23 protein-coding genes are annotated in these 24898 nt (G+C 69.2%); 14 read left to right on the forward strand and 9 right to left on the reverse strand.

The window, feature by feature from the left end; genetic code table 11:
* Positions 1-4 precede the first annotated feature (4 nt).
* The 3 genes from ACWJIO_RS11435 (at position 5) to ACWJIO_RS11445 (ending at position 1477) form a co-directional block, all read left to right on the forward strand.
* Positions 5-472, forward strand: coding sequence for a Tic20 family protein (locus ACWJIO_RS11435; protein ID WP_480313470.1), 468 nt, complete (start codon positions 5-7; stop codon positions 470-472).
* Positions 473-582: 110 nt separating this feature from the next.
* Positions 583-942 (forward strand): 30S ribosomal protein S6, encoded by a 360-nt coding sequence (gene rpsF / locus ACWJIO_RS11440; protein ID WP_480313471.1) that lies wholly within the window; start codon positions 583-585, stop codon positions 940-942.
* Between the two features lie 235 nt (positions 943-1177).
* A complete protein-coding gene (locus ACWJIO_RS11445; RefSeq protein WP_480313472.1) occupies positions 1178-1477 on the forward strand; it encodes a hypothetical protein in 300 nt (99 codons plus the stop codon).
* A 39-nt stretch (positions 1478-1516) separates the two neighbouring features.
* On the opposite strand, the gene ACWJIO_RS11450 is transcribed toward ACWJIO_RS11445, so the two are convergent.
* Both ACWJIO_RS11450 and ACWJIO_RS11455 read right to left on the reverse strand, forming a co-directional pair.
* Positions 1517-2728, reverse strand: a complete 1212-nt coding sequence (locus ACWJIO_RS11450; RefSeq protein WP_480313473.1) for an argininosuccinate synthase — start codon at positions 2726-2728, stop codon at positions 1517-1519.
* Positions 2729-2746: 18 nt separating this feature from the next.
* On the reverse strand, positions 2747-3007 hold the full coding sequence (locus ACWJIO_RS11455; RefSeq protein ID WP_480313474.1) for a hypothetical protein: 261 nt from the start codon (positions 3005-3007) through the stop codon (positions 2747-2749).
* A gap of 100 nt (positions 3008-3107) precedes the next feature.
* Between ACWJIO_RS11455 and ACWJIO_RS11460 the strand changes: the two genes are divergently transcribed.
* Genes ACWJIO_RS11460 through ACWJIO_RS11470 form a run of 3 tightly spaced genes read left to right on the forward strand, consistent with a single transcriptional unit; the run spans position 3108 to position 4823 of the window.
* Entirely contained in the window at positions 3108-3383 is a 276-nt protein-coding gene (locus tag ACWJIO_RS11460; protein WP_480313475.1) for a DUF3134 domain-containing protein, read from the forward strand.
* A 44-nt stretch (positions 3384-3427) separates the two neighbouring features.
* Positions 3428-4522: a phospho-N-acetylmuramoyl-pentapeptide-transferase gene (gene mraY / locus ACWJIO_RS11465; protein WP_480313476.1), complete on the forward strand. Its 1095-nt coding sequence runs from the start codon at positions 3428-3430 to the stop codon at positions 4520-4522.
* 37 nt (positions 4523-4559) lie between these two features.
* The gene (locus ACWJIO_RS11470; RefSeq protein WP_480313477.1) at positions 4560-4823 is read left to right on the forward strand and encodes a hypothetical protein; all 264 of its coding nucleotides are present in this window, start codon (positions 4560-4562) and stop codon (positions 4821-4823) included.
* An 11-nt stretch (positions 4824-4834) separates the two neighbouring features.
* On the opposite strand, the gene ACWJIO_RS11475 is transcribed toward ACWJIO_RS11470, so the two are convergent.
* Complete coding sequence (locus ACWJIO_RS11475; protein ID WP_186697835.1) at positions 4835-4996, reverse strand: cytochrome B6; 162 nt, start codon at positions 4994-4996, stop codon at positions 4835-4837.
* A 90-nt stretch (positions 4997-5086) separates the two neighbouring features.
* On the opposite strand from ACWJIO_RS11475, the gene purT reads away from it, so the two are divergent.
* A complete protein-coding gene (purT, locus tag ACWJIO_RS11480) occupies positions 5087-6283 on the forward strand; it encodes a formate-dependent phosphoribosylglycinamide formyltransferase (protein WP_480313478.1) in 1197 nt (398 codons plus the stop codon).
* Between the two features lie 50 nt (positions 6284-6333).
* Positions 6334-7488: an LCP family protein gene (locus ACWJIO_RS11485; protein ID WP_480313479.1), complete on the forward strand. Its 1155-nt coding sequence runs from the start codon at positions 6334-6336 to the stop codon at positions 7486-7488.
* An 18-nt stretch (positions 7489-7506) separates the two neighbouring features.
* Here the strand turns inward: ACWJIO_RS11485 and ACWJIO_RS11490 are convergent, their stop codons facing one another.
* The 6 genes from ACWJIO_RS11490 to recN all read right to left on the reverse strand — a co-directional run bounded on the left by ACWJIO_RS11490 (position 7507) and on the right by recN (position 15843).
* Entirely contained in the window at positions 7507-8973 is a 1467-nt protein-coding gene (locus ACWJIO_RS11490) for an alpha/beta fold hydrolase (RefSeq protein ID WP_480313480.1), read from the reverse strand.
* 86 nt (positions 8974-9059) lie between these two features.
* Positions 9060-9419 (reverse strand): hypothetical protein, encoded by a 360-nt coding sequence (locus ACWJIO_RS11495; protein ID WP_480313481.1) that lies wholly within the window; start codon positions 9417-9419, stop codon positions 9060-9062.
* A gap of 121 nt (positions 9420-9540) precedes the next feature.
* Positions 9541-12534 (reverse strand): excinuclease ABC subunit UvrA, encoded by a 2994-nt coding sequence (uvrA, locus tag ACWJIO_RS11500; protein ID WP_480313482.1) that lies wholly within the window; start codon positions 12532-12534, stop codon positions 9541-9543.
* A 60-nt stretch (positions 12535-12594) separates the two neighbouring features.
* A complete protein-coding gene (locus tag ACWJIO_RS11505) occupies positions 12595-13116 on the reverse strand; it encodes a rhodanese-like domain-containing protein (protein ID WP_480313483.1) in 522 nt (173 codons plus the stop codon).
* A 14-nt stretch (positions 13117-13130) separates the two neighbouring features.
* Positions 13131-14075, reverse strand: a complete 945-nt coding sequence (locus ACWJIO_RS11510) for an oxidoreductase (RefSeq protein WP_480313484.1) — start codon at positions 14073-14075, stop codon at positions 13131-13133.
* A gap of 55 nt (positions 14076-14130) precedes the next feature.
* Positions 14131-15843 carry a DNA repair protein RecN gene (gene recN / locus ACWJIO_RS11515; RefSeq protein ID WP_480313485.1) on the reverse strand — a complete coding sequence of 571 codons (1713 nt, stop codon included), beginning with the start codon at positions 15841-15843 and terminating at the stop codon, positions 14131-14133.
* Positions 15844-15951: 108 nt separating this feature from the next.
* On the opposite strand from recN, the gene ACWJIO_RS11520 reads away from it, so the two are divergent.
* The 6 genes from ACWJIO_RS11520 (at position 15952) to purL (ending at position 24877) form a co-directional block, all read left to right on the forward strand.
* Complete coding sequence (locus ACWJIO_RS11520; RefSeq protein WP_480313486.1) at positions 15952-18057, forward strand: ABC1 kinase family protein; 2106 nt, start codon at positions 15952-15954, stop codon at positions 18055-18057.
* A 78-nt stretch (positions 18058-18135) separates the two neighbouring features.
* Positions 18136-18702 carry an alpha/beta hydrolase gene (locus ACWJIO_RS11525; RefSeq protein ID WP_480313487.1) on the forward strand — a complete coding sequence of 189 codons (567 nt, stop codon included), beginning with the start codon at positions 18136-18138 and terminating at the stop codon, positions 18700-18702.
* Between the two features lie 86 nt (positions 18703-18788).
* A complete protein-coding gene (thrC, locus tag ACWJIO_RS11530) occupies positions 18789-19847 on the forward strand; it encodes a threonine synthase (protein ID WP_480313698.1) in 1059 nt (352 codons plus the stop codon).
* Between the two features lie 470 nt (positions 19848-20317).
* Entirely contained in the window at positions 20318-21445 is a 1128-nt protein-coding gene (gene dnaN / locus ACWJIO_RS11535; protein ID WP_480313488.1) for a DNA polymerase III subunit beta, read from the forward strand.
* Positions 21446-21450: 5 nt separating this feature from the next.
* Positions 21451-22419: an RNA methyltransferase gene (locus ACWJIO_RS11540; protein WP_480313489.1), complete on the forward strand. Its 969-nt coding sequence runs from the start codon at positions 21451-21453 to the stop codon at positions 22417-22419.
* A 55-nt stretch (positions 22420-22474) separates the two neighbouring features.
* Positions 22475-24877, forward strand: a complete 2403-nt coding sequence (gene purL / locus ACWJIO_RS11545) for a phosphoribosylformylglycinamidine synthase subunit PurL (RefSeq protein ID WP_480313490.1) — start codon at positions 22475-22477, stop codon at positions 24875-24877.
* Positions 24878-24898 lie beyond the last annotated feature (21 nt).

The raw sequence follows: 24898 nt of genomic DNA on the forward strand, positions 1-24898 counted from the left end.
CGCCATGCAAGGTGCCCCGCTGTGGCAGCGACTGCTGGCCGCCCTGGCCTATCTCCTGCCCTGGGCAGATGCCTTGCCATTCGGGCGCAGCCTGTTCGCCATGTTTCCGCTGCTGCAGTGGCTCGCTGCGCCGGCCCTGCCGGTGGCCCTGCTGCAGCAGGCGGTGCCCTTCGGCGGCTTCCTGCTGTTCCTGGTGCTGTTCCTGGCGGTGGTGCGCAACCAGCGGGTGCCCTACCTGATCCGCTTCAGCGTGCTCCAGGCGATTCTGATCGACATCGTGCTGGTGCTGGTGTCGCTGGTGTTCAGCATCCTGCTGGCGCCCCTGGGAGCAGGCTTCGCCCTGCGCACCCTCAGCAACACGGTGTTCCTGGGGGCCCTGGTGCTGGTGGCCTTCGGGATGGTGCAGAGCCTGCGGGGCGAGGAGGCCGACCTTCCCGCCGTGTCCGCCGCCGTGCGCATGCAGCTCTACTGAGTTGGCCCTGCGGCTGCGCTGATAGCTTGGGCAGTCCGTCGCTGATGGCGTCTTGCCATCGGCCACCGCCCTCCTTCTGCCCCGCGCGGCTTTCCCGACACGGCGATCCCATGACGCAGCCTTACTACGAAACGATGTACATCCTTCGTCCGGACATCCCGGAGGAAGAGGTGGAGAGCCACATCACCAAATACCGCGATCTGGTCGTGGAGGCCGGCGCTGAGGTGCTCGACTGCCAGATGCGTGGCAAGCGTCGCCTGGCCTACACGATCAACAAGCATCGCGAAGGCATCTACGTCCAGCTGAACCACGACGGTGACGGCAAGCAGGTCGCCCTGCTGGAGCGGGCCATGCGCCTCTCCGAGGATGTGATCCGTTACCTCACGGTCAAGCAGGATGGCCCGATGCCAGCTCCCCGGGTCGCGCCTGGTGCCGCCAGCGAAGGCGCCCCTCAGCCTGTCCCGGCCTGACCAGCAGACCACTGTCCCCTCCAGCCCTCGGCGCTGTCAGAGCGCACCCACGCATGGGTTGCCCGCGCCGCCAGAGGCGGCTAGTTTCGCTGCATCACCTTGTCATCCAGGTCGATGCAGCCAGCAGGGCAACCAGGCCCTAGCCAACGGTTGACCGGATGGCGCGACCATGGGTAAGGGAAAATCCCCTCAGCCCGACGACCTGCGTTCGTCGGCTGACCATCTCAACCAGAGGTTGAGCTCCCTGCAGCAGCAGCTCGACGCCATCCGCGAGCAGCTCGAGACCCATCGAGGCCTGCTCGAGAGCCTGCCCGAAATCTTCGAGCAGCGGTTTGAGCAGCGGCTGACGCCGATGCTGGGCCACCGTGAGCGGCTGGCGGCTGAGAATGTGGTTCTGCGGCAGCAACTGCTGCAGGGGCCTGGGGCCGATGGCGAAGCGCCGGCTCTTCCACCGGTTGCGGCCGCGCCGCCCGCTCGAGAGGGTCTGGGCCAGGCTTTGCGCCACGCCCTCGGGCTAGGCCCTACCACCCCCTGAGCTCTGCGGCGGCTGACCGCCAGCCAGGGCAGTGCCCGTCTAGGGACTCGTCCTCTGACGGGCGGCCCAGAGCCTGGTGGGCAGGCCCCACACGTAGATGAACCCCTCGGCAGCCCGGTGATCGAACAGGTCGTCGGCGCCATAGGTGGCCATGTCCGGCACGTAGAGGCTGTCATTGGTGCTGCTGCGGCCCACGACGGTGGCATTGCCCTTGTGCAGCCTCACCCGCACGGAGCCGTTCACCCTCTGCTGGGTGCGCTCGAAGAAGCCGTCGAGGGCGTCCTTGAGCGGGCCGAACCAGAGGCCCTGGTACACCAGATCGGCCCACTGCTGCTCCAGTTGCCGCTTGGTGCGCAGCACGTCTGCCGCCAGGGTGAGGCTCTCGAGCTCCTGGTGGGCGCGGATCAGCAGCAGCAGTCCAGGGGTTTCGTAGATCTCGCGGCTCTTGATGCCCACCACCCGGTTCTCCATGATGTCCAGCCGCCCGAAGCCATGCAGGCCGGCCAGGGCATTGGCGCGGCGGATCAGGCTCACCGGGTCGAGCCGCTCGCCGTCGATCGCCACGGCGTCACCGTGCTCGAAGTCCAGCGTGATCGTCTGGGGCTGCGCTGGGGCGTCCTGCACCGAGCGGGTCATGGCGAACACCTCCTCGGGGGGCTCCACGGCCGGATCTTCAAGGGGGCCCGCCTCGATCGAGCGGCCCAGCAGGTTGAGATCGATCGAGTAGGGGGAGCCCTTGCTCACCGGCGAGGGGATGCCACAGCGCTCGCCGTAGGCAATGGTCTGCTCGCGGCTCATGCCCCACTCCCGCGCCGGGGTGAGCACCTTGAGGTCGGGGGCCAGGGCACCGATGGCCACATCGAAGCGCACCTGGTCGTTGCCCTTGCCGGTGCAGCCGTGGGCCACCGCGTCAGCGCCCAGCTCCCGGGCGATCTCCACCAGCCGGCGGGCGATCAGCGGCCGCGCCAACGCCGTGGACAGCGGGTAACGGCCTTCGTAGAGGGCATTGGCCCGAATCGCTGGAAAGGCGAACTCGCGGATGAAGGGCTCAATCAGATCCCCCACCAGCGACTGGGCCGCGCCGGCAGCGAGGGCCTTGCGGCGGATCGGCTCCAGCTCGTCACCCTGGCCCAGGTCGGCGGCGAAGGTGATCACCTCCTCCACGCCCCACTCCTTGATCAGGTAGGGGATGCAGACGCTGGTGTCCACGCCGCCGGAATACGCCAGTACAGCCTTCTTGGCCCGGCCCATCAACAGTGCTCCATGTGCTCAGTCGCCCGATTCTCCACCGTGGTCTCCCCGGGGGCCCACCGCTGGTTCAGCGGGGAGGCGCCAGCGCAGCAACAGCCAGAGCCCCACCAGCAGCGGCAGGCCCAGCAGCAGCAGGGTGACCAGGGCGGGATCCACCGGCAGGGGACGGGGCCAGCGGTCGCCGGCAGCACTCAGGCCCGCACTCACGGCCAGGGCCAGGGCCCACAGGCGCAGCACCGAGCGGAACGGGCCGGCGGCGACAGGGGCCGGGACTGGCATGGAGTGCTGCTGGCGAGGCCAGCGGTTAAGGTAATGGATTGGCCTGCTGCAGGCCTGCGGCAGCTCCAGGGCCGCCGCCATCCTCCGGACGCCTGATTGCATGAGCACGCTCTCCCCTTCCAGCCTCAGCCGTCTCGACAGCATCAACCCCTCCCTCACCCGCTACGGCCGCCAGGAGCTGGCCCCGGTGCTGCCCCTGCGCGATGAGCCCGATCTGCTGAGCTGGCTGGAAGCCAGTGGTCGCCTGGTGGCCGACGAGGAAACCGCCTCCACCGATGTGAGCACCGTGGAGGAGGAGGAGCTCTCGGCTCTGATGGGCGAGAAGGAGGATTACAACCAGGCCGACGAGCAGCAGGACGAAGCCTGGGAAGACTGACCGACAGGCCGTCAGGGACACTGGGGCCACCGTTGCCGGAGACAGTGACCCCTACCGCACCTCCCCGCTCCGGCAGCAGCCAACGGGCGGCTGTGCTGCTCGGCCTGCTGTTGCTTGGCGCCTGCCTGGCGAGCGACCGCTTCATCGCCAACTCGATGCTCACGGCTCCGCTGCTGCTGGCGGCCCTGGTTGCGGCACTTGTCACGGCATGGGGGGTGCCCAGGCTGAAGCGCCTCAAGATGGGGCAGGTGATCCGGGAGGACGGCCCCCAGGCCCACCTGAACAAGGCGGGCACACCCACCATGGGCGGCCTGCTGGTGGTGCCGGTGGGGGTGATCGTGGGGGGGCTGATCAGCCCCGCCGATCCGCGCCTGCTGGCCGTGGCAGCGATCACCCTGGCCTACATGGCGATCGGCGCGATCGATGACTGGCGCAGCCTCACCCGCCGCACCAACACCGGCCTGAAGCCCTGGGGGAAGCTGCTGCTCCAGGCGGGGGCCGCCGTGCTGTTTTTGCTCTGGACCTGGCAGGGCCAGTGGCTCGGTGGGGCTGAACTGGTGAGCGTGGCCCTGCCCCTGGGCTGGCTGTTGCCCGTGGGGCTGCTGATCTGGCCCCTGGGCCTGTTCGTGTTCCTGGCTGAGAGCAACGCCACGAACCTCACCGATGGCCTCGACGGCCTGGCCGCCGGCTGCGGTGCGGTGGTGTTCACCGGCCTGGGTCTGCAGCTGATGCTGCGGGGTCACGAGGGCGATCCAGCGCTGGCGGCCTTCTGCGTGGCCATGGCAGGCTGCTGGCTCGGTTTCCTCGCCCACAACCGCCACCCGGCCCGGCTGTTCATGGGCGACACCGGCTCCCTGGCGATGGGGGCGGCCCTCAGTGCCGTCGCCCTGCTCAGCAACAGCCTCTGGCCCCTGCTGCTGATGGGAGGAGTGTTTCTGGCCGAATCGCTCTCGGTGATCACCCAGGTATGGGTGTTCAAGGCCACCAAGGGCGCCGACGGGCAGGGTCGGCGCCTGTTGCGCATGGCTCCCCTGCACCACCACTTTGAGCTGGGCGGGCTGGCAGAAGAGCAGGTGGTGATCCGTTTCTGGGGTGCAAGCCTGCTACTGGTGGTGCTGGGCCTGGTGCTGCTGCCCTGACCCAGCTGAATGCCGCTGTTTCCTGGGCGTCCGTCGCATGGCCTATTTCATCTGGAACGAGAGTGGTCTCACGGCGGACTGCGCCAGCCTCGAAGCGATGGCCGCCCGCTTCGAGGAGGCCGCCCTGTTGATGCGACGCATGGCCCGCGAGGGCTTCTGCCTCCAGCTGGGGCCGGAAGGCCAGAGGATCACCCACAGCGATCCGGCCGTGTTTGAGGCCTACGGCTTCGTGAGCGAGGAGCCGGCCGTGCGCCAGCTTGGTCTCTGGAGTGGTGACAACTCCGCCGGGGACGACGCCTGAGCAACAGCCGTTCAGCGGCTGCGCAGGTAGCCCAGCACCCACACCACCACAAAGGCCAGGGAGGACAGGCCCAGATAGAGCAGGGCACCGTTCTGGAAGGTGGTGATGTCCCAGCCGAACACCAGACCATCAGCCGTGTCGGCCGCCGTGCTGAACCCGATCAGGCTGCCCATGGCTCCCTGCCGCAGTTGGTGCTCTCTCTTAGCAGGCGGGGAGTGGCAGGCGGGTAAGGGAGGATCGGCACCAGCCCACGACTCAGGATCATGACCAGCCCTTTCCCCCGCACGGTGCTGCTGCTCGGCAGCGGTGAACTGGGCAAGGAGGTGGCGATCGCGGCCCAGCGCCTGGGCTGCCGCGTGGTGGCGGTGGACCGCTACCCCGGGGCCCCGGCGATGCAGGTGGCGGACCACGCCGAGGTGGTGGCGATGACTGACGCCGATGCCCTGCGCCGGGTGGTGCGTGCCCACCGGCCCGATCTGGTGATCCCGGAAATCGAGGCCCTGGCGGTGGACGCCCTGGCGGAGCTGGAGGCCGAGGGCATCACCGTGATTCCCACGGCCAGGGCCACGGCCGTGACCATGAACCGTGACCGGATCCGCGATCTGGCCGCCACGCAGCTGGGGCTGCGCACAGCCCGCTTCGCCTACGCCGAGAGTGCCGAGGAGCTGGCCGCCGCGGCCGAGCCGCTCGGCTGGCCGGTGGTGGTGAAGCCGGTGATGAGCTCCTCCGGCAAGGGGCAGAGCGTGGTGCGGCAGCCGCAGCAGATCGCGGCGGCATGGGACGCCGCCCAGGCGGGCGCCCGCGGCACGGGCAGCCGGGTGATCGTGGAGGAGTTTCTCCACTTCGAGCTGGAGATCACCCTGCTCACCGTGAAGCAGTGGCAGGGTCCCACCCTGTTCTGTCCCCCGATCGGCCACATCCAGGAACGGGGCGACTACCAGTGCAGCTGGCAACCGGCGGCCATCGGCCCGGGCGCCCTGGCCCAGGCGACGGCCATGGCCCAGCGGGTCACCGACAACCTGGGGGGAGCGGGGCTGTTCGGGGTGGAGTTCTTTCTCTGCCGCCGGCCGGGCGCGAACGGCGACGGGGAGCTGGAGGTGGTCTTCTCCGAGCTGTCCCCCCGCCCCCACGACACCGGCCTGGTGACCCTGATGGGGCAGAACCTGAGTGAATTCGAACTGCACCTGCGCGCCGTGCTGGGGCTGCCGATCCCGGCCATCGAGGGCCTGGGGCCCGCCGCCAGCCGGGTGATCCTGGCCGACCGGGAGCTGGAAACCGTGGCCTACACCGGAGTGGCGGAAGCCCTGGCGGAGCCAGGCACCCAGGTGCTGCTGTTCGGCAAGCCCACGGCGCGCCCCCATCGCCGCATGGGGGTGGCCCTGGCCCGTGGCAGCAGTGTGGAGGCGGCCCGCCTACGCGCGGACCGGGCCGCCAGCCAGGTGAACGTTGTGGCCGGCTGACCCTGGTGCAAAGGGCTTCTGGCCCTTATGGTGCGCCCGACAGGAGCGCCATGAGCCAGGCCCAACCGGTTCCTCCCCACCGCGAACCCAGGGAACCAGGCCGCTGGACTCCCCTCCGACGCGAGCGGGGCAAGGGCTCCCGGAGCGCTTCGGCGGCCCAGAGCCCACCGCCCCAGAGCGGCACCCCTCAGGGCGGCACCCCTCAGGGCGGCCAGGTCACAGTGCTGGGTCAGCAGCGTCGCGGCGGGGCCATGCCGGTGGAGGGTTCCCCTGGCCGCCGCCGCAGGCTGCCGCTGATTCCCTTCGGTCTGGGTCTCGCCTGTGGGGTGGCCATGGCCGGTCCGCTGCCGGGTCTGCTGAGCCAGGCCCTTGCCCCCTGGCTGAACGCTCCGAAGCAGCAGCTGGCCACAATCGTGAACCCGTTTGCCAATGGCCAGCGGCAGGTGTTGGTGCTGGGCACCGACCGGGTGGCCGACAACACCGATGTGATGTTCATCCTTCAGGTGAAGGATGGCAGCACCCAGCTGACCCAGGTGCCTCGCGACACCTTCGTGGAGTCCCAGGACCTGGGGGTGGTCAAGGCCAATGCTCTCTTCGCCTTCGGTGGCATCGACACCACCAAACAGGAGCTGGGGCGGCTGCTTGATCGCCCGGTGGAGCGCTACCTGCGGGTGAACCTGAGGGCCGTGGAACGTCTGGCAGAGGCCCTTGGCGGCATCGAGGTGGATGTGCCCAATCGGATGTACTACATCGACAACGCCCAAGGGCTCTACATCGACCTCTACCCCGGCCCCCAGCTGCTCAGGGGCGAGAGCCTGGAGGGCTTCCTGCGCTATCGGAACGATGAGCTGGGTGACCTGGGCCGGATGGAGCGGCAGAAGCTGGTGCTCGCCGAGGTGTTTCGCAAGTTGGTTCAACCGAGTGGTTTTTCCCGGGTGCCGGAACTGGTGCAGATCGCCGGCGATGACATCCAGACCGACCTCTCCCTGATCGAGATCGGTCAGCTGGTGTCCGCCATGGCCTCCACCCCACGCCTGACCTCTGCCCAGGTGCCGGGTCGGCTGTTCTGGCACAACGACCTGAGCTACTGGATGCCCGACAGCAACCTGCACTATCCGGCCCCGGTTGACGATCTCCCCTCCCAGGCCCTGTCAGGCCAGGGCAGCGGCGGTGAGCAGCGCACGCAAGACGACTCCACCCTGTAGGCGCCAGGGAGATCTGCCTCAGGGGGCTGGCATCTGGACCAGGGGGATGTCGGCATTGCCCCAGCCTGCAGGGCCGAGCAGGGGCGGCGCCTCAAGCGCAGGTTTGGCAGCAGGCCCGGCCGCAAAGGCAGCTTCGCTCCAGGCCAGCACCAGGCCGCGCAGCGGGCCACCGTTGCCGCCAGCCTCCGCCCTGAGGTTGAAGTGATCGCCGCCGTCGGCCACCACGAGCTGATGGCCGAAGCGCAGGACTGGGGGGACCAGCTCCAGCGCTTCCGGATCCGGCGGCACCACCCAGTCACGGCTGCCGGTCACCATCAGGGCCCTGGCCTGCATCCGGGCCCCGGCGCCATAGTCAAAGAGCAGGCTGGAAGGGGCGCTCACCGCCATCACAGCGATCACCCGCGGATCGGCGAGGCTCGCCTGGTCGGCGGAGGTGAGAAAGCTGCACTGCAACACCCAGCTGATGTTGCGCTCCGGATCGCCAAGGTCGGCACAGCGCTCCAACAGCAACCTGGAACTGGGCTGAGCTCCGGCGAGCTGAAGGGCCGTGGTGGCCCCCCAGGAATGGCCCAGCACCACCACCCTGGAGGCCTTCATGCCATCGATCACCGCAGACACATCCAGGGGCCGCAGCCGTAGCTCTTCTGGACCCGGAGGGGGAGTCTGGCCCGAGAGCATCGCCTTCTGCTGCGTGGCGTCGCTGCCGGGGTGTACCGGCAGGGCCACGGTGTAGCCATGGCTGGCGAGGTGGACGGCCCAGCCATTGAAGGCCTCCGGGCTGTCCCAGAGGCCATGGGAGATCACCACCACTCGGCCATTGGCCCCCGTGGTGGGCTCCACGATCACTACCTCCAGCGGCGTGTCACGGTGCGCAGCGGCCATGGTGCGCAGGCTGCGCCGTACCGGGCGGGATCCAGGGTTGCTGCGTACCGGCGCCACGGTGGCTGGGGGAACCCTGGCGACCAGCGCCCGGGCCTGGCTCTGCTGCAGGGTCAGTCGCTGCAGACTGGCGACGGCGCCGGGGAGATCCACGGTGACCGACTCGCCCGGGATGGCCCGGAGCAATGTGTAGAGCGTGATCTGGCCGTCGCTGGTGGCCCGATTCAGCACGTCGGTGAGCTCCTGCCCGGAGGCGTCGAGCGGCAGTCCGTCCACCTGACCGAGGGCCGAGGCTGCCAGCAACGCCTGCTGAAGCAGCGGTGATCCGGCGGCCTGGCTCACCACGTCGCGGGTCTGCAGCGGCAGCGGCGTGTCGAAGATGGCCCGCAGCTGCCGGCCCACCGCCCCGTTGGAGGCGCGGTTCAGCTCGGCCAGATCGCTGGTGCCGGCCCAGAAGCGCGCCGGATTCTCGAGTTCGCTCAGCCGCACCGTGAAGCCGAAGTCGATCACGGGCAGCTGCAGCACCACCTCGTCGATGGCCCGGGCGGGGGCTGCCCCGAGCAGCAGGGGGAGGGCGGCCAGAGCTGGCAGAAAACGGCGCGACATCGTGGGGTGGGGGGAACCCTGAGTGTGGTCAGGAGGCGGGATCCGTACCGATTCTGACCTGAGGGCGATGGCCGGATCGGCCCAGCTCAGCAGCCGCCGAACAGGGTCGCTTCCACCTGCTGGAAGCAGGCATAGGTGTCGTCGCGGCTGAGGCCGCTGAGGGCAAGGGCCACCGTCTGGCGACGGGGATGGCAGGTCACCGCCAGGGTGATCGCCAGCTGGGCGTGGTCCACGTGGTAGCTGGCGCTGCGGCCGTCGTCGGCGTAGAGCGTTTCAGGATCCCTGCTGAAACCGAGATCACGGGCCAGGCAGGCAATGCCGCTGAGCGAGGCCACCAGATCGGCGGAGGAGCGGATCGCTGCGGTGTACACCCAGGGGGCCGGTTGCAGCTCCGCCTGGGCATCGAGAATCAGGCTGTCGGCCAGGGACCGGACCAGAGCACGCATGGCTGATCCACTCGACCGGACGTCCCCTGCAGCCTAGGGGAGACCACTAGCTGTGGGGTGAACTGCCTGTCCTCACCACAGATCTGGCGGTGGCGGCTGGCCTGGCTGGGGCGGGGCTGACTCAGGCGGCCCCGGCACATGCCGCACTCGCCTCGGCCGGATGCTGGGCCAGCACATGGCGCAGGTACTGCCCGGTATGGCTGGTGGGGTGCTCCGCCACCTCCTCCGGGGTGCCGCAGACCACGATGGAGCCGCCCCGGTCGCCGCCTTCGGGGCCGAGGTCGATCACCCAGTCGGCGCAGCGGATCACATCGAGGTTGTGCTCGATCACCAGGATCGAGTTGCCCTTGTCCACCAGCCGCTGCATCACCTCCATCAGCTTGTGCACGTCGTAGAAGCTGAGGCCCGTGGTGGGCTCGTCGATCAGATAGAGGGTCTTGCCGGTGGCCCGCCGCGAGAGCTCGGTGGCCAGCTTCACCCGCTGGGCCTCGCCCCCGGACAGGGTGGGGGCCGGCTGGCCCAGCTTCACGTAGCCCAGGCCCACATCCACCAGGGTGCGCAGCCGATCGGCGGCCTGGGGAATGGCACTGAACACCTCGGCGGCCTGCTCCACCGTCATCTGCAGCACCTCAGCGATGGTGTGGCCCTTGTAGGTCACCTGCAGGGTCTCGCGGTTGTAGCGGGCGCCCTTGCACACGTCGCACTGCACATAGACATCGGGCAGGAAGTTCATCTCGATCACGTTCACCCCCTGGCCGCTGCAGGCCTCGCAGCGGCCACCCTTGACGTTGAAGCTGAACTGACCCACCTGATAGCCCCGGGCCTTGGCCTCCACCGTGGCGGCGAAGACCTGGCGGATCGGATCGAAGGCGCCCGTGTACGTGGCCGGGTTGGAGCGGGGGGTGCGGCCGATCGGGCTCTGGTCGATCACGATCACCTTGTCGATCGCCTTGATGCCCCGCAACTCGGCCAGGCCGGCGGGGAAGGGCACCTTGAGGCCCAGCTTGTGCTCCAGGGCGGGGTGCAACAGCTCGTTCACCAGGGTGCTCTTGCCGCTGCCACTCACGCCGGTGACGCACACCAGCCGGCCCAGGGGCACATCCACGGAAAAACCATCGAGGTTGTTGCGCTCGCAGCCCACCAGAGCGATGCGGCGGGAGCCCCCCTGGCGGCGCTCGGCAGGTGTGGGAATCGCGCGGCGCCCACTGAGATAGGCCCCGGTGAGGGAATCGGGAGCCTCCAGCAGGTCCTGGAGCTGGCCTTCCGCCACGATCCTGCCGCCGTGAACCCCGGCGCCGGGGCCGATGTCCACGAGGTGGTCAGCGGCACGGATCGTGTCCTCGTCGTGCTCCACCACGATCAGGGTGTTGCCGAGGTCGCGCAGCTTCAGCAGGGTGGCCAGCAGGCGGTCGTTGTCCCGCTGGTGCAGGCCGATACTCGGCTCATCCAGCACGTAGAGCACACCGGTGAGACCGGCACCGATCTGGGTGGCGAGGCGAATCCTCTGGGCCTCGCCCCCCGAGAGGGTCATGGCCGGGCGATCGAGGCTGAGGTAGTCGAGCCCCACATCGAGCAGGAACTTCAGCCGCATGCGGATCTCCCGCAGCACCAGGTCACCGATCTGGATCTGCCGCGGACTGAGCAGCGGCTCCGCCCCCTCGCTCTCGCCAACGCCCATCAGCTGCTCGATGCGGCGCAGGCTCTCCCCCACGCTGCTGCTGGTGAGCTCATGGATCCGGAACGGACCCACCCTCACCGCCAGGGCCTCGGGCTTCAGCCGCAGACCATGGCAACTGGCGCAGGGCACCAGCTCCAGGAATTTCTCCAGCTTCTGGCGCACCGCCTCACCGCTGGCGTCCCGCAGCTGGCGCTCCAGGATCGGCAGGATCCCCTCGAACGGCCGCTCATAGGCCTGGGCCTTGCGGTAGCGGCTGTCCGCCTGGATGGCGATCGGCTCTTTTGAGCCGTGCAGCAGCACCGTCTGCTGCTCCTCGCTGAGCTGGTTCCAGGGGGTCTTGATCTCGAAGCCAAAGGCCTCCCCCACGGAGTAGAGCAGGGAGAAGTAATAGGCGTTGTCCTTTTCAGCCCAGGGGGCCACCGCGGCATACACCGGCAGGGAGGGATCGGGAATCACCCGCTGGGCCGTGAACGTGCGCAGATGGCCGATGCCGTGGCAGTCGACACAGGCGCCGTAGGGACTGTTGAAGGAGAACAGCCGCGGTGAGAGCTCCTCCATCACGGCGCCGTGCACCGGGCAGGCGAAGTTCTCCGAGTAGAGCCGTTCCCTCTCCACCCCATCAGGCAGCTCTTCGCCGGTCTTGGGCACCACCTCCACCAGGGCCAGGCCATCGCCGCGCTTGAGGGCCGTGCGCAGGGAGTCGTTGAGCCGCTCCTCGATGCCCTCGCGGGCCACCAGGCGATCCACCACCACTTCGATGTGATGGGCGTGGTTCTTGTCGAGCTCGATGTTGTCGGCCAGCTCGCGCACTTCGCCGTTGATGCGCACCCGGGCAAAGCCCTCGGCCACCAGGCCCCCCAGCAACTTCACGTGGGTGCCCTTCTTGCCCCGCACCACCGGCGCCAGCAGCTGGTAGCGGGTGCCCTCGGGCAGCGCCAGGATCTGATCCACCATCTCGTCGATCGACTGGGGCCGGATCGAGCGGTCGCACTCCGGGCAGTGGGGTTCGCCGGCGCGGCCGTAGAGCAGGCGCAGGTAGTCCTGGATCTCCGTGACCGTGCCCACCGTGGAGCGGGGGTTGTGGCTGGTGGATTTCTGGTCGATCGAGATCGCCGGTGACAGGCCCTCGATGGCATCCACATCGGGCTTGTCCACCTGGCCCAGGAACTGGCGGGCGTAGGCGGAGAGGCTCTCCACGTAGCGGCGCTGGCCCTCGGCGAAGATCGTGTCGAAGGCCAGGGAGCTCTTGCCGCTGCCGCTCACCCCGGTGAACACCACCAGGCGGTTGCGCGGGATGGTGAGGTCGACGTTGCGGAGGTTGTGCTGGCGGGCGCCCCTCACCCGGATCACATCCTCGAGGCTGCCGCCCTGCAGGGCCTGGAGTGCGGCCTTCTCGTTCACCTTGGTGGCCGTAGCGGCACTCTTGGCACGGGGCATGCGGCAGCCTGGAGAACGTCGGATTCTAGAAGCGGCGCCCTCGCTGCCACCGTGGCAGCCTCAGCGGTCAGCCACCGCTTCATAGCCCCGGGGCAGCATGTTCCAGTCGGGGCTGTAAACGTGCAGACGCCGGGTCGGCTGGCCCTGATGCTCGAACAGCAGCTCGGCGTGGGCCCAGGCCAGGGCACTGCCGGCCAGGTTGCGCACCTGGAAGCCCTGCTGCTGCAGCTGCTGGCCGTACAGACCACTGCGCAGCCCGATCGTGCAATAGGGCACCACCAGGCTGGAGCGGTGGCGCTGCGGGTCGGCCTCGAACTGCTCCTGGCTGATGGCGCCGGGCAGGGTCGACACCTGGCGCTCCCTCGGTTCGCGTACATCCACCAGCACCAGAGGGCGTCCTGCAGCGCGCCACTCCTGCACCTGGGCAGGGGTGATGTCGGCCACGTCGGCAAACTGCATCAGGCGCAGGCTCTGATAGCGACCCTGGAGGCTGAGGGCCTGGCGGGCATCGTGGCCGCAGCCGGCCAGCAGCAACACGCTCAACGCCGCCAGGGCCGGGGCCAGCAGATCGAGACGTGCCATGGGGGAGCTCCGCCTCAGCTGACGGCCACGGCGGGACTGCGCTGCATCACCTCCGCCACCAGCTCCTCGCTGCGCTGCCACAGCCGCTGCCGCTGGCTGGCGTCGAGGGCCGCCGGGGCCACCCGCACCGCCGTGGGCCAACCCCGCATGCCGCCCCACTGGTCGGGGCCGTAGTGGCCGCCAGGGCTGGCGTCGGCCGCCGTGGCGGCATAGAGCTGGGGAAGGGCGCCCATGGCCGCACTCTGGAACAGGGGGCCCATCAGCCGGTAGGCGAGCGGTTCGAGGCGCGAGCCACTGGCCGCCACCGAGGCGGGCTGCAGGTTGGTGCGGGCCACGCCGGGGTGGGCCGCCAGGGAGATCACGCCGGAGGCCTCGGCCTCAAGCCGCTGCTGCAGCTCGAGGGCAAACATCACATTGGCGAGCTTGCTCTGGCCATAGGCCTGCCAGCGGTCGTAGCGCTGCTCGCCCTGCAGGTCGTCGAAGGCGATGCGACCGAAGTACTGGGCGCCCGAGGTGACGGTGACCACGCGGGCGTCGCGCTGGGCGTGCATCAGCGGCAACAGCCTCTGGGTGAGGGCGAAGTGGCCCAGGTGGTTGGTGCCGAACTGGAGCTCGAAACCATCGCGGCTGAGGGTCCGGGGCAGGCCCATCACGCCGGCGTTGTTGATGAGCAGATCCAGGCGTCCATAGCGCTCGCCCAGCTGTTGGGCGGCGGCGTCCACGGCGCGCAGATCGGCGAGGTCGAGGGCAAGCACATCCACAGCGCCGCCCTCGGCCACCGCGGGCAGCAGCTCCTGGCGGGCGCGCTCGGCCCGGGCCGCGGAGCGGCAGCCGAGCACCACGAGGGCCCCCCTGGCCACCAGAGCGCGGGCGGTCTCGAGGCCAAGGCCACTGCTGGCACCGGTCACCAGGGCAACGCGACCCGACTGGTCCGGGATGTCAGTGGCGGTCCAGGACATGGGGCCAGGAGGCAAAGCACAAATGTAAAGAATTTCCAGAGACCGGCGCGGGCCCTCAGCCATCACCCCGGCGCTGCTCGGCACCCCCCTGCTGCAGCAGGCTCGCCGCGTAGCTGCGGGCCTCACCACCGTCCCCGCCCGCCAGTTCTGCCAGTTCCACCTGCCGAGCCTGGGTGTCCCGCAGTGGGGACACCCGGGTGTGGGTCATGCCGGCCACCACCTCCTTGGACACCTGGAAGTGGTGGTCCGCAGCCGCTGCCACCAGCGGTTGGTGGGTGACGCAGAACACCTGCCGCTGGCGGGCCAGGCGCCGCAGCAGGGAGGCCATGGCACCGCTGACCCGGCCGCTGACGCCGCTGTCGATCTCATCGAACAGCAGGGTGACGTGGGCATCGGCCGCCGCCAGGCAGGTTTTGAGCGCCAGCAGAAACCGGCTCATCTCCCCCCCGGAAGCCACCTCCGCCAGGGGTGCCAGAGGCTGGCCCGGGTTGGCAGAGAACAGAAACTGCACGCGGTCGGCACCGGCCTCACCGGGTTCGGCGGCCTCAATCGCCGCGCTGAAGCGCACGTTGGCCAGCCCCATCGGCCGCAGGGCCTCGAGCATCTCGCCATCGAGGCTGGCCGCAGCCCGGCGCCGTTCCTCGCTCAGCACCCGCTGGGCGGCATCGCGGCGGCGGCGCGCCTCCAGCTCCCGGGCCTCCAACACCTCCAGGGAGCTGCCCTGGCCCGAGGGGGAGAGCAGTTCGCCCAGGCGATCGCGCAGGGCGATCAATCCCTCCAGGTCCTGCCCATGGCGGCGTTCGAGGCTCTTGAGCGCGTGGATGCGGCTCTGGAGGGTGGCCAGGCTGCCCGGATCGCTCTCCAGCAAACCGCCATAGCGGTCGAGGTCACGCACCAGCTCCTGGGTGAGCAGCAGCAGCTCCGCCGCCCGGCCGCGCAGCTCGGCGAGAGAGCCATCGCACTGCTCCATCGCCTGCCACTCCGGCTCACAGGCCGCCAGGTGATCCAGCACGGAGGGGGCGCCCTCAGCCCCCTCCAGCAGACGGCCCAGCAGGGTCATCACGCCCTCCTGCAAGCGCACCCCATGGGCCAGTCGGTCCTGCTCCCTCTCCAGGCTCTGGCGCTCGGCCGGATCCTCGAGGCCGGCCGCCTCCAGCTCGGCCAGGCACGCCTCCTGGCCCGCCCGCTGCAGCTGCAACTGCTCGGCGGCCTGCCGCGCCTGCTCCAGGGCGGCGAGGTCCTGCTTCCAGTCACGCCAGGCTGTGGTCGCCAGCACCAGCGCCTGCTGCAGGCTCGGGCCGCCGAAACGGTCCAGCCAGCGCCGTTGCTGGCCAGGACGGGCCAGCTGCTGCGTCTGGCCCTGAACGGTGAGATCGAGCAGCAGGGGGCGCAGCTCCTGCAGCTGGGAGCGGTTGATGGCCACACCATTGAGCCGGTGGCGGCTGCTGAGCCGCCCCTCGCTCCAGCGCCATTCCCGGGCCAGCACGATCTCGCTCTCGTCGGCCTCCTCCAGCTCCTGGGCCGCCAGCCAGAGCTCCAGGGGAGGCGAGAGTGAAAAACAGGCCTCGATGCGGGCCCGGGAGCTGCCGGAGCGCAGCAGGCGGGAGGCCGAGCCACCAGGAGCCCCCCCGAGCAGGGCATCGAGGGCATCGAGCAGGATCGACTTGCCGGCGCCGGTCTCACCGGTGAGCACGGTGAGGCCGGAGCTGAAGCCGAGCTCGAGGTGCTCAATCAGGGCGATGTTCTCCAGGCGCAGGGCCGTGAGCACGCAGCCTCCGTGAATGGCACCGAAGAACCGGCACCCAGTGAAGGCCCCGACCGTAGCGGCTGGTTCAGTGCTTTAGAAGGGGGACAGAATTCGCGGCAGTCGGCGGCCATGGTGAGCAGTCGCCCGGACACGGTGCAAGGGCCTCCCGAGCCGGTGAGCGTGCGGCCGGATCCACCGGGCCCTGCCCCGGAGGTCAGCCCTGCCCCGGAGGTCACCCCACCCCCCACCGCCATCGAACAGGCGGCAGCGGCCATCCGCCAGGCGGCTCAGGCCGGCCCGGATCCGGGCCAGGCCGGCCTGGCGGCATCCACCGGCGAGCTCAGTGACTTCATTGAGGCCGCCGGGCTGCTCACCTACGACCCGGCCACGATCAGCCGCATCTATGCCGGCCATCCCCAGCGGCTGATCCGGCGCCTGCTGCAGACGCTTGTGCCCATCGGTCTGTTCCTGAGCGGAGTAGGGATCGACTGGCTGCTGGGACGGCTGAGGAACCAAGAGGTGGCCCGCTCTCGGGCCAGTGAAGCCGCCGACCTGATCGCCTCCCTGGGGCCGGCCTTCATCAAGGCCGGCCAGGCCCTCTCCACCCGCCCCGACATCGTGCCGCCGCTGCTGCTCGAGGAGCTGGCCCAGCTCCAGGATCAGCTGCCCGGCTTTGACTCGGCCCTGGCCATGGCCTGCATCGAGGAAGACCTCGGCGCTCCAGTGCAGACCATCTATGCCCAGCTGGAACGGGAGCCGATCTCGGCGGCGTCCCTTGGCCAGGTGCACCGTGGCACCCTGCACAGCGGTGAACGCGTGGCCGTGAAAGTGCAGCGTCCTGGGCTGCGGGAGCAGATCACGCTCGATCTGTACATCGTGCGCAACATCGCCGCTTGGATCAACCGCAATGTGGGTCTGATTCGCAGCGATCTGGTGGCCTTGATCGATGAGCTGGGCCAGCGGGTGTTTGAGGAGATGGACTACTGCAACGAAGCCCAGAACGCCGAGCGTTTCGCTGAACTGCATCGCCACAACCCTCGCATCGCCGTACCGCGCATCTACCACGAGGCCACCAGCCGCAGGGTGCTCACGATGGAGTGGATCGACGGCGTGAAACTCACCAACCTGGAGGCAGTGCGCAGCATCGGCATGGATCCCGATGACATGGTGGAGGTGGGCGTGAACTGCAGCCTGCAGCAACTGTTGGAGCATGGTTTCTTCCACGCCGATCCCCATCCTGGCAACCTGTTGGCCCTGGCAGATGGGCGCCTCGCCTACCTGGATTTCGGCATGATGAGCTCGGTGAGCCGGGAAGCTCGAACCGGCCTGATTCAGGCGGTAGTGCATCTTGTGAATCGAAACTTCGGCAAGCTTTCTAAGGATTTTGTCAGCCTTGGTTTTCTGGCTGAGGATGTCAATCTCGAGCCCATTGTGCCCGCCTTTGAGGGCGTGTTCGGCCAGGCGATTGAGATGGGAGTCAGCCGTATGGACTTCAAGGCCGTCACCGACGATCTCTCCGGGGTGATGTACAAGTTCCCGTTCCGGGTTCCTCCCTACTACGCCCTGATCATCCGCTCGCTGGTCACCCTTGAAGGCATCGCCCTGAGTGTGGACCCTGACTTCAAAATCCTCGGTGCCGCCTACCCCTATTTCGCCCGGCGGCTGATGGAGGATCCCGATCCCCAGCTGCGCAGCAGCCTCAAGGAGATGCTCTTCGATGGCGAGATCTTCCGCTGGCAACGGCTCGACAATCTCATCGCCAGCGCCTCGCGGGGAGCCAGCCTCGATCTCGACGGCCTGATCGACCAGGTGCTCGACTTTCTGTTCTCCCCCCATGGGGGCCTGCTGCGCCAGCAACTGGTGGATGCCGTGGTGCAGCGCGTCGATGGTCTGGCCTGGCAGGCCACCCTGCGACTGGGCCAGCGGCTGCCCCCCCGGTTTCAACCCCCCGGAGTGCGAGAGCGGCCCCGCTCGACAGCCGATGAACCTCTGCTCGACATCGAGCCGGTGCGCCAGCTGGCCGGGATCCTGCAATCGGTTCCCGGCTTCGAACCCCAGCTGCTGCTGAAACGGCTGCCCAGGGTGCTGGGCGAACCGGAGCTGCGACGCATGGGGCTGGATGTGGCCCGGGGCCTGGCCGAGCGAGGCCTGGTGCATCTGGTGCGCGACGTGCTGGTGCCTCCCGGTCCGCCAGGCCGCGCCAAGCGCCAGACCGCTCCCCTGCGAATGGCCTGAGCTGACTGCAGTTGCCCTGACTCCTAGGCTGGCGCCATGCCATCAAGAGCACTTCGCCAAAGGCTTCTGGGTGCCCTGTTGGGCCTGAGCCTGAGCCTGTCTTCCCCAGCCCTGCTGGCGGCTGAGAACATCGTCTTTGTGAGTGGCGCCTTCCGTCGCTCCCTGCCGGTGGCCGACCTGCAGCACCTGGCCAGCACCGGAGAGGCCAGGGGCCTGCTCGCCGACGTGCTGCGCTTCAGCAACCAGAACCCTGAAGAGGTGGCGACCCTGCTGAACCAGTCGCTGCCGCTGCCGATCACCCTGGTGAGCCGGCTGCTCAACACCCGCATCGGAGAGGCCCTGCTGGAGCGCCTGGCCCAGGTGGTGTTCCCCCTGAGCGCCCCTAACCAGGGCATTCCTGCGCTGCGGTCCGCCCTGATTCTGGGGCTGGTGAACGGCAATGGCTCGATCTCCGCCCTCTCCTTCCTGGAGGCCTATCCCACCCAGGAGCTGCAGGTGGACATTCCTGCCCTGCTGGCCGTGATGGAGAAGGCCAGCTCGATCGCCGACCTGGTGCGCTTCTTCTCCGAATCCCCCCTGGACGGCCTGCGCAACAACGCCCCAGCCGCCGAAGGCAGCGCTCCGGCACCCACATCTGAGCCGTAGATTCAGCCCAGCCACCCCCTGCCCCCTTGCCCCTGCTCCAATCGCTGCGTCGCCTGGGCTGGGGGCCTGGCTCCGGCCGCCGGTCGATGCAGGACTGGCCAGGGCTGATCGAGGCCTATCGCTCCTGGTTACCGGTGAGCGACGCCACACCGGTGATCACCCTGCGGGAGGGGGCCACCCCCCTGATTCCAAGCCAGGCCCTGGCCAGCCGCATCGGACGGGGCGTGCGCGTGTTTCTCAAATACGACGGCCTCAACCCCACCGGCTCCTTCAAGGACCGGGGCATGACGATGGCCATCTCCAAGGCGAAGGAGGCGGGCTCTGAGGCCGTGATCTGTGCCAGCACCGGCAACACCTCGGCGGCCGCCGCGGCCTATGCGCGCCGTGGCGGCATGCGCGCCTTCGTGCTGATCCCCGATGGCTACGTGGCCCAGGGAAAGCTGGCCCAGGCCCTGCTCTACGGCGCCCAGGTGATCGCCATCCAGGGCAATTTCGACCGGGCCCTGGCGATCGTGCAGGACGTGGCCAACCAGTACCCGGTGACCCTGGTCAATTCGGTCAACCCCTACCGGTTGCAGGGCCAGAAGACAGCCGCCTTCGAGGTGGTGGATGCCCTGGGCGAAGCCCCCGACTGGCTGTGCATCCCCGTGGGCAATGCGGGCAACATCACCGCCTACTGGATGGGCTTCAACGAGTATCGGCAAGCCGGCCTGAGCAGCAAGCTGCCGCGCATGCTCGGCTTTCAGGCCGCAGGATCGGCGCCGTTGGTGCTCGGCCACACGGTGGAGCAGCCCGACACCATCGCCACGGCGATCCGCATCGGCAATCCGGTGAACCGCGACAAGGCCCTGCGGGTGGAAGCGGAGAGCGGTGGCGGCTTCATGGCCGTCACCGACGCCGAGATCATCGAGGCCTACAAACTGCTGGGCAGCGAAGAGGGCGTGTTCTGTGAGCCCGCCAGCGCCGCCTCGGTGGCCGGTCTGCTCAAGCGCCGCGACGAGGTGCCGGCGGGAGCCACCGTGGTGTGCGTGCTCACGGGCAACGGCCTCAAGGATCCGGCCACGGCGATCGAGAACAACGATGCCCCCTTCCACACGGGCCTGGAGGCCGATACGGCGAAGGTGGCCGAAGTGATGGGCTTCTGAGGGCCGCTGTCGAAGAGTGCCCCGCGGGGCCCCCTTCAGCCCCTGCTCAGCGGGGGTTTTTTGATGGTCTGCCAACAGGACGCAACCCGCAGCCATTCGGAAAAGTGACTGCGGAAAGCCAGCGGAATACCTGCCGTTCCAGGGGGATGGGCTGGGGTCTGGAATCAGCGGCGCGTGAGCGTCGATTTCCCCAGGTCCGGGAAAGTGTGGAAAAGCCGATCTGTTCCGCAGGGCCACCTTGGTTCTCCTCCCTGCTGAGAGCGCGACTCTGCAGCTGTTGCAAGCTGATCAGAAGGTTTTCCGCCGTTTCCACAGCCTCTACGGCGACGGGTTGCTCTTTCTTCTAATGATCTGATCTTTTGAAAGAAGACGACAGACCAACGCCGGATCACCGCCGTTGCGCAATCAGCCGCGCTGTGGAACCGTGGAGCCTCCCGTCAGACCGTCCTCCGGCACGGCACCGCATCGCCATGAAGCTGGTCTGCTCCCAGACAGAACTCAGCGGCAGCCTTCAGCTGGTCAGTCGCGCCGTCGCTACGCGGCCGACCCATCCCGTGCTGGCCAACGTGCTGCTCACCGCAGACGCCGGCACCGGCCGCCTCAGCCTCACCGGCTACGACCTCAGCCTCGGCATTCAGACCAGCATGGCGGCCGAGGTGGAAACGAGCGGCGCCATCACCCTGCCGGCCAGGCTGTTCGCCGAGATCGTCTCGCGCCTTTCGGCCGATGGCCCGATCACGATCACCTGCCCTGACCAGGCCGATCTGGTGGATCTGATCAGCCTCTCGGGCACCTATCAGATGCGCGGCATGCCCGCCGATGACTTCCCCGACCTGCCACTGGTGCAGAGCGGCGAGCCGCTGCGCCTGGAGGCCGAGGCCCTGGCTCAGGGACTCAGGGCCACCCTGTTCGCCAGCAGTGGCGATGAGGCCAAGCAGATGCTCACCGGCGTGCACCTGCGGCTCGATGCTCAGGGCCTGGAGTGCGCTGCCACGGATGGTCACCGGCTGTCGGTGCTGCGCCTGGCCCACGCCGCCATCGGTGAGCCCTTCGCGGTCACCGTGCCCTCCCGCTCCCTGCGCGAGCTGGAGCGTCTGCTCTCCAGCCGCCACTCCCAGGATCCGCTCAGCCTGTTCTGCGAGCACGGCCAGGTGGTGTTCCTCTGGGCTGACCAGGTGCTCACCAGCCGCAGCCTCGACGGCACGTACCCCAACTACCCCCAGTTGATCCCCGAGGCGTTCACGCGACGCATCGGCACCGATCGCCGCGCCCTGATCGCCGCCCTGGAGCGGGTGGCCGTGCTGGCCGACCCGCACAACAACGTGGTGAAGATCAGCGCCGATCCCACCAGCGGCACGCTGCAGGTGCAGGCCGATGCCCAGGACGTGGGCCGGGGCTCGGAGTCCTTGCCGGCCACGATCGAGGGCGAGGGGCTGCAGATTGCCTTCAACGTGCGCTACCTGCTGGAGGGTCTCAAGGCGATTGGCTCCGATCAGGTGGACCTGCACTGCAACGCCCCCACCACCCCGGCGGTGCTACGGCCCCGCGAGGCTTCGGACTTCACCTACCTGGTGATGCCGGTGCAGATCCGCAGCTGAGCAGCGTGGGGCTCCCCGATCAGCTTCTGCTCAGTGATCTGCTGCGGCGCCGGGTGCGCTGCCAGGAGGGTTTGGAGCGGGGCGCCGGCGTGATGGTGTGGATGCACCCGCCGGTGCACCGGGTGCTGGGTTGGGTCAGCCGTCCGTCCGCCTTCGGCCCTCGCCGCCTGGTCTGGCGTCTCGACCAGCTGAGGGGGCTGCTGGAGCTGGAGGTGTTGGTGAAGGGGGAACCCGCCGAGACCGACCAGGAGACCCTGGAGCGGCTGCCCACCCTGATCGATGCCTCCCTGCTGGATGCCAGGCGTGAGCCGATCGGCACCCTGGCCGATGCCGCCATCGAGCTGGCCAGCGGCCGGATCCTCCACTATTTGGTGAGCCGCAGTGATCCGCGGCTGCCGGGCAGCAGCCGCTGGCGCCTCAGCCCGGAGCGGATCGTGGACCAGCAGCCCGGCCAGGTGTTCACGGCCCTGGAGGGTCTCGATGATCTGCCCCTGGCGAGGGCCAGCGTGCGCCAGCAGTTTCTGCGGCGCTCCAGGCGCTGGCGGGATCAGATGCAGGAGGAAACCACCCGCCTGCGCGACCAGTTCCAGCAGGTGGGCGATCGCGTCGAACAGCGGGTGGAGGGCTGGCTGGAGGAGCCCCCCTGGGATGGCCCTCCCTGGGAGGCATCTCAGCGGGAGGGGCCCCGTGGTGAAGAGCCGGAGTCGCCGGATCTCCGACGCGCCGCTGACTGGGATCCCGACTGGGACGCCGACTGGGACCCGGCCATGGAGTCTTCATGGCGGCAGCCGCTCGAGTTCCAGGACGAGCCCGCCGAAGAGCCCCTGGAGCCCTGGGAAGAGCCCTGGCAGGAGGAGCCCAGCGAGGCCATGGAGGAGGAGCAGGACGGACCGCCGCTGCCACGGTCTTCCCGGCGCCGCCCGCCTGCACCAAGGGATGCCGAGGATGACCAGCAAGAGGATCCCTGGGGCTGATCCGGGGCGTCCCCAGCCGCTCAGCCACACTGGCAGTCCCTGATCCTCTCTGGCTGTGGTTGCTGCCCTCCACGACGCGGCTCCCGACTTCCCCCTCGCCGAGGCCCTGCGCAAGGAGAACCTCAGCCAGGCCGACTACGAGGAGATCTGCCGCCGCCTCGGCCGCGCCCCCAACCGCGCCGAGCTGGGCATGTTCGGCGTGATGTGGTCGGAGCACTGCTGCTACCGCAACTCGCGGCCGCTGCTGCAGGGCTTCCCCACCAGCGGCCCCCGCATCCTGGTGGGCCCGGGTGAGAACGCCGGCGTGGTGGACCTGGGCGAGGGTCAGCGCCTGGCCTTCAAGATCGAGAGCCACAACCACCCCTCGGCCGTGGAGCCGTTCCAGGGGGCCGCCACCGGTGTGGGCGGCATCCTGCGCGACATCTTCACCATGGGCGCCCGGCCGATCGCCCTGCTCAACGCCCTGCGCTTCGGGCCCCTCGAGGACGAGCGCAACGTGGGCCTGATGGAGGGCGTGGTGGCCGGCATCGCCCACTACGGCAACTGCGTGGGCGTGCCCACCGTGGGCGGCGAGGTGGCCTTCGACCCCAGCTACTCCGGCAACCCGCTGGTGAACGCCATGGCCCTGGGGCTGATGGAAACCGACGAGATCGTCTGCTCCGGCGCTGAGGGGGTGGGCTACCCGGTGGTCTACGTGGGCAGCACCACCGGCCGCGACGGCATGGGCGGCGCCAGCTTCGCCTCAGCCGAGCTCACCGAGGCCTCCCTCGACGACCGCCCGGCCGTGCAGGTGGGCGATCCCTTCCTGGAGAAGGGGTTGATCGAGGCCTGCCTGGAGGCCTTTCAGAGCGGGGATGTGGTGGCCGCCCAGGACATGGGCGCCGCCGGCCTCACCTGCAGCTGCTCGGAGATGGCGGCCAAGGGGGGCCTGGGCATCGAGCTCGATCTCGATCGCGTGCCGGCCCGCGAGAGCGGCATGAGCGCCTACGAGTTTCTGCTCAGCGAATCCCAGGAGCGCATGCTGTTCGTGGTGAAGCCCGAGCGCGAGCAGGCGCTGATGGCCCGCTTCACCCGCTGGGGGCTGCAGGCGGCGGTGGTGGGCCGGGTGCTGCAGGAGAACGTGGTGCGGGTGCTGCAGCACGGCCGGGTGGCCGCCGAGGTGCCCGCCAGCGCCCTGGCGGAGGACACGCCGATCAACCAGCACGACCTGCTGGCCGAACCCCCTGAGCCGATCCAGACCCACTGGCGCTGGAGCGAGGACCAGCTGCCCGAGGCCAGCGCCGCCGGCATCACGCCTGCCGCCGGCCCCAACGCAGCCACCCGCCTGAGCTGGAACGCGGTGCTGCTGGCCCTGCTCGATGACCCCACCATCGCTTCCAAGCGCTGGGTGTACCGCCAGTACGACCACCAGGTGCAGGCCAACACGGTGGTCACCCCTGGAGCCGCCGATGCGGCGGTGGTGCGTCTGCGGCCCCAGCAGGGGCAGGGGGCCATGCAGCGGGCCAGCCGCGGCGTGGCGGCCGTGGTGGACTGCCCCAACCGCTGGGTGGCCCTCGACCCCGAGCGCGGTGCCATGGCAGCCGTGGCCGAAGCCGCCCGCAACCTCAGCTGCGTGGGCGCCGAGCCCCTGGCCATCACCGACAACCTCAACTTCCCCTCCCCCGACACCGCCACGGGCTACTGGCAGCTGGCCATGGCCTGCCGCGGCCTCTCGGAGGCCTGCCGCGCCCTCGATACGCCCGTCACCGGCGGCAACGTGTCGCTCTACAACGAGACCAGGCTCCCTGACGGCCGCATGCAGCCCATCCACCCCACGCCCGTGGTGGGCATGGTGGGCCTGGTGCATGACCTCAGCCGGATCTGTGGCCTGGGCTGGCGCCAGCCCGGCGATGCCATCTGGCTGCTGGGCCTGCCGATCGGGCAGCAGGAGCGTGGCGGGGGAGCCGACGAGCGCTTCGGGCTGGCGGGCAGCAGCTACCTGGCCACGATCCACGGCCAGATCACCGGCCGTCCGCCCCTGGTGGATCTGCCCCTTGAGCAGCTGGTGCAGGCCTTCCTGCGCCAGGCGATCGCTGCCCAACTGGTGACGGCCGCCCACGACCTCAGCGATGGCGGCCTGGCGGTGGCGCTGGCCGAGAGCTGCATCGCCTCCGACCTCGGTGCTGGGCTGGAGCTGCCTGCCAGCGGCGACCGCATCGATCGGCTGCTCTTCGCCGAGGGCGGCGCCCGCGTGCTGGTGGGGGTGCCGTCCAGCCGCTCCGGAGCCTGGCAGCAGGCGCTTGTCCAGGCTGGTGAGCACCTGCCCGCCCAACAGCTTGGAACGGTCGACGCCAGGCCTCAGCTGCAGATCAGGCAGGCAGGCCAGCTCCTGCTGGAGCTGCCGATCAGCGCCCTGGCGCAGCAGTTCGAGCAGGCCATTCCCCGCCGCATGGGTGTGGATCTGCCCCCCACCAGTTGAGCGGTGTGGTCGTGCAGAATG

Source organism: Paraciimarium castrense LEGE 11436, from assembly GCF_056633055.1.

What these genes read in the sequence shown, in the direction of transcription:
- ACWJIO_RS11475 (WP_186697835.1), bottom strand. Translation starts at nt 4,996, where the DNA reads ATGGGCAGCCTGATCGGGTTCAGCACGGCGGCCGACACGGCTGATGGT.
- ACWJIO_RS11520 (WP_480313486.1), top strand. Translation starts at nt 15,952, where the DNA reads ATGGTGAGCAGTCGCCCGGACACGGTGCAAGGGCCTCCCGAGCCGGTG.
- ACWJIO_RS11470 (WP_480313477.1), top strand. Translation starts at nt 4,560, where the DNA reads ATGGCCTATTTCATCTGGAACGAGAGTGGTCTCACGGCGGACTGCGCC.
- ACWJIO_RS11450 (WP_480313473.1), bottom strand. Translation starts at nt 2,728, where the DNA reads ATGGGCCGGGCCAAGAAGGCTGTACTGGCGTATTCCGGCGGCGTGGAC.
- uvrA (WP_480313482.1), bottom strand. Translation starts at nt 12,534, where the DNA reads ATGCCCCGTGCCAAGAGTGCCGCTACGGCCACCAAGGTGAACGAGAAG.
- ACWJIO_RS11455 (WP_480313474.1), bottom strand. Translation starts at nt 3,007, where the DNA reads ATGCCAGTCCCGGCCCCTGTCGCCGCCGGCCCGTTCCGCTCGGTGCTG.
- ACWJIO_RS11485 (WP_480313479.1), top strand. Translation starts at nt 6,334, where the DNA reads ATGAGCCAGGCCCAACCGGTTCCTCCCCACCGCGAACCCAGGGAACCA.
- ACWJIO_RS11505 (WP_480313483.1), bottom strand. Translation starts at nt 13,116, where the DNA reads ATGGCACGTCTCGATCTGCTGGCCCCGGCCCTGGCGGCGTTGAGCGTG.
- dnaN (WP_480313488.1), top strand. Translation starts at nt 20,318, where the DNA reads ATGAAGCTGGTCTGCTCCCAGACAGAACTCAGCGGCAGCCTTCAGCTG.
- thrC (WP_480313698.1), top strand. Translation starts at nt 18,789, where the DNA reads ATGCAGGACTGGCCAGGGCTGATCGAGGCCTATCGCTCCTGGTTACCG.
- ACWJIO_RS11435 (WP_480313470.1), top strand. Translation starts at nt 5, where the DNA reads ATGCAAGGTGCCCCGCTGTGGCAGCGACTGCTGGCCGCCCTGGCCTAT.
- ACWJIO_RS11510 (WP_480313484.1), bottom strand. Translation starts at nt 14,075, where the DNA reads ATGTCCTGGACCGCCACTGACATCCCGGACCAGTCGGGTCGCGTTGCC.
- rpsF (WP_480313471.1), top strand. Translation starts at nt 583, where the DNA reads ATGACGCAGCCTTACTACGAAACGATGTACATCCTTCGTCCGGACATC.
- purT (WP_480313478.1), top strand. Translation starts at nt 5,087, where the DNA reads ATGACCAGCCCTTTCCCCCGCACGGTGCTGCTGCTCGGCAGCGGTGAA.
- ACWJIO_RS11495 (WP_480313481.1), bottom strand. Translation starts at nt 9,419, where the DNA reads ATGCGTGCTCTGGTCCGGTCCCTGGCCGACAGCCTGATTCTCGATGCC.
- ACWJIO_RS11460 (WP_480313475.1), top strand. Translation starts at nt 3,108, where the DNA reads ATGAGCACGCTCTCCCCTTCCAGCCTCAGCCGTCTCGACAGCATCAAC.
- ACWJIO_RS11490 (WP_480313480.1), bottom strand. Translation starts at nt 8,973, where the DNA reads ATGTCGCGCCGTTTTCTGCCAGCTCTGGCCGCCCTCCCCCTGCTGCTC.